Consider the following 3,490-nt stretch of genomic DNA (forward strand, 5'->3'; position numbering starts at 1 on the left):
AAGGCACGGGAGTAGAAGTAGCTGCGAGAACTCCCGTCTGCTGAAGATTTTGGCGTTTCCGCAGGTCAGAAGCAGTTTTGCATACCTTCATGATCAAGCGCGCGTCATCTGGATTTGATCCACTACGGCTGAGAGCTATAGGTTTCCTGCATCTAATGCATGTTTCCATGGTTTAGGGGTTGCAGTGAGTGGTGCCGTTCCGGGTTTCGTCCCGCGGATGCTGGTGGATCCGGACGTTGGGCTGTTCAGGGCCGACGAGCGTGTTTTCACGGCCATGCTGGATGGCTGGCGGGCGCAGATGCTGGCCCGTGGGCTCACGACGCAGACCATCAAGCAACGCTGCCAGCTGCTGGAACGGTTCCAGAAATTCACAGGTGAATTTCCGTGGCAATGGCGTCCGGCAGACGTCGATGATTTCCTGGCCGGACTGCGTTCCGGTGAGAAGCCGATCAGCCTGAAGACGCTGCGCTCTTACAGCAACGCCGTGGCGATGTTCTGCTCCTACCTGACGCATCCTGGTTACGGTTGGGGTGAGTTCTGCGAACGTACTTTCGGCGACATTCCAAGCCAGATCTGCTTTGAATGGAACACGCCCAGGCACACGACCGACGACGCCGTCCCGGCAGCGCGGCGGGCGTTCACCAAGGCGGAACTGCAACGGATTTTCGACCATATCGACGATCTCGTCGACCGTGAATATGCTGCGGGAACCAAGCGGTGGCTGCCCCTGTTCCGCGACTCTGTGGCGTTCAAAGTCTGCTATGCCTACGGGCTTCGCCGGCGGGAGATGACGATGCTGGATCTGGAGGACTTCGGCCCCAATCCCCACGTCACCGACTATGGCCGCTTCGGTGCCATCCAGGTGCGGTTCGCCAAAGGCACTGCAGGTTCAGGGCCCAGGCGGCGCACCGTTTTGACCGTGCCGGAGTTCGACTGGGTCGTGGATCAGCTGAGGACGTGGACATCCGGAGGGATGCGGGCGAATTTCGCAACGGCGGACCGGTCATCGGCGATGTGGCCCAGCGAGCGGGGCGCCCGCATGTCGCTTGGTTCCTTCGGGGATTCCTTCGCAGCTGCACGGGACGCCGTTGGATTGCCCAAGGAACTGGGACTGCACTGCCTCAGGCATTCCTATGTCACCCATTTGATCGAAGCCGGCTACGACCCGGCATTCGTGCAGACACAGGTCGGCCACTCGTACGCCTCGACCACCGGCCTCTACACATCGGTATCGTCGGACTTCAAGCAGAAAACCGTGCAGCAGATGATCGCACGCCGCATCACGACCCTGGAGGACCCCGATGCCTGAACAGCGCCGGATCGGCTACCGCTGGAACTTGCGTGCCCTCATGGCCAAGCGCAACCTCTGGAAGACCACCGAATTGATGCCGCTTCTGAGATCCCGCGGAATCAACCTCTCCGAGAGCCAGGTCTACCGGCTGGTCACGGCCACACCCGAACGCATCCCGGCCAGAACATTCGCAGCGCTCTGCGACATCCTGGACTGCACCCCGAACGACCTCTTCGAACCATTCGTTGAGATGCGGGCCGCGGCGACGGCAAATGCCCCGCGGCGCAGCGAAGACCTCGGAATCCAACCAGGTAACCCGATCGCCAAGCGCATCCGCCTCGTCATGCCTGAGGACGGTGAGTAGGCCACGCAAAGCAGAGGACCCGATCCGCTGGCCGGTCCCCTGCAACCGCTGCGGCCAGCACCACCAAACCGTCGCACGGTGGCCCGACGGCGGAGTCTGCGGCTACTGCTACCAGCAAGCCAAACGCACCCGTGGCATCTGCGCCTGCGGACACGAAGGCGTCCTGCCCGGAATTATTGATGAGCAGCCGACATGCCGCCGGTGCTCAGGCATTCGGCTCAACGTCGATTGCGTCAGCTGCGGAGCCGAGGACGAACTTCACAGCGGCGGGCGCTGCTGGACCTGCGTCCTTGGCAATGTCGTAGATGACCTGCTCACCGACCCGGCCACGGGAGCCATCGCCAACGATCTGATCCCGCTGGGGGCAGCGCTGAAGTCCATGAAACGGGCCAACAGCGGCATGACCTGGATCCGCCAAAAGCACGTCACCGCGTTCCTTCGCAACCTCGCAGTCGCACCAAAGATCACCCACGAAATTTTCGACGAACTGCCCGACTCACGCACCCGCGAATACGTCCGCGGACTTCTCACAGAACACGGGGTGCTCCCCCAACGCGACGAACTCCGTTTCCGCTACGACAGCTGGGCGGCAGAAGCCATCGAACGTGTGAGTGACCCGCAGCACCGGGAAGTGGTCCGCCGCTACATCCGCTGGCACCACCAACGACGGATGAACCACAGGGACGAAGTCACCCGCGGCGCCTTCCTTCGCGCCAAACAGGAAGTCACCGTGGCCATCGACCTCCTCAACTGGCTCACCGGCCATGACATCAAACTGCCCGAGCTGCAGCAATCCCACCTCGACGTATGGCAAGCCGAGGGGCCCACAACCCGGCGCATTGCCGAGCGATTCCTTAAATGGGCCATCAAGACCAAAGCCGCCCCAGCCGGTCTCACCATCGTTCCGCATCGCCGCGGCACCAGCCCAAGACTCGCCAAGCCCGGACAGGACGAAGCACTCAAACGAGTCATCCACGAAGACGAACTAGAGACACGCGACCGGGCCGCCGCGATCCTCATCCTCGTTTTCGGACAACAGGCCGAAAACATCGCACGACTGACATGGGACGACGTGACCATCACCGACGAACTGGTCACCATCCAGCTCGGAACAATTAAGATCGCGCTGCCGGATCCACTGGCCCAACCATGGCGCGAACTCGCCGCAAACCCAGGCCACGATCTAACCGCCTCACACCCCAACACCAGGTGGGTGTTCCGCGGAGCCTCTCCCGGGCGGCACATCCACCCCGGACACCTCACTACACGCCTCAGCAAGCTATTCAGCACCCGCGCCGCGAGGCTCGGAACCCTCCACGAACTCACCAAACTCGCACCCGTGGCCATCATCGCCGAAACCCTCGGCTACTCCCCCACAACCATCGAACGCCACGCCGCAGACTCAGCCGCTGCTTATGCCCAATACATTGCCGCACGCAAATAGCGGGCAAATTACCTACCTACGCTCCTCGTGAGCGGATCGCCAGACGGCTTCGAAAGTCGATGCTTCGATCGGCTCTGCTTTGAACTCAGACTGTTCGGCGATCTCGTTCAAAGATGGAACGGCAACTTCCGAGAGCCAGGTGGTCCCGGTAGTCGTTGACTCGTCCGCGAAAGTGGAGGTGCCGTCCCGAAACTGTTCGACTTTGCGTATCTCAAAGCCGTTGGCGTCTATCTCGCTATAGATGATCAGCGGCTCTTCATCGAAGTTGTGGTGCCATTCCACTCGTTGGTGCCGTTCCATAGCAACACCATAGGACCCTAACCCCCAAGTGAACGTCACGTGCGACGAAAACGGCTTACTCCCGCCTCACGAATAACCGTGCATGCCAGTT

At 61.3% G+C, this 3,490-nt stretch carries 4 protein-coding genes; 3 read left to right on the forward strand and 1 reads right to left on the reverse strand.

Annotation, left to right across the window (positions count from 1 at the left end; all coding sequences use genetic code 11):
- The first annotated feature begins 184 nt into the window (after positions 1–184).
- From AR689_RS22435 to AR689_RS22445, 3 genes are read left to right on the forward strand one after another with little or no spacing between them, the layout of a single operon-like run.
- Positions 185–1,309, forward strand: a complete 1,125-nt coding sequence (locus tag AR689_RS22435; protein ID WP_231745663.1) for a tyrosine-type recombinase/integrase — start codon at positions 185–187, stop codon at positions 1,307–1,309.
- Positions 1,302–1,655: a helix-turn-helix domain-containing protein gene (locus tag AR689_RS22440; RefSeq protein ID WP_062073951.1), complete on the forward strand. Its 354-nt coding sequence runs from the start codon at positions 1,302–1,304 to the stop codon at positions 1,653–1,655. Before AR689_RS22435 ends, AR689_RS22440 begins: the two co-directional genes overlap by 8 nt.
- Positions 1,648–3,099, forward strand: coding sequence for a hypothetical protein (locus AR689_RS22445; RefSeq protein WP_062073952.1), 1,452 nt, complete (start codon positions 1,648–1,650; stop codon positions 3,097–3,099). Before AR689_RS22440 ends, AR689_RS22445 begins: the two co-directional genes overlap by 8 nt.
- 12 nt (positions 3,100–3,111) lie before the next feature.
- Here the strand turns inward: AR689_RS22445 and AR689_RS22450 are convergent, their stop codons facing one another.
- Positions 3,112–3,399: a DUF6881 domain-containing protein gene (locus tag AR689_RS22450; RefSeq protein ID WP_197412977.1), complete on the reverse strand. Its 288-nt coding sequence runs from the start codon at positions 3,397–3,399 to the stop codon at positions 3,112–3,114.
- Positions 3,400–3,490: the final 91 nt, after the last annotated feature.

Origin of the sequence: Arthrobacter sp. EpRS71 (assembly GCF_001512285.1) — a bacterium.
Classification (GTDB): domain Bacteria; phylum Actinomycetota; class Actinomycetes; order Actinomycetales; family Micrococcaceae; genus Arthrobacter.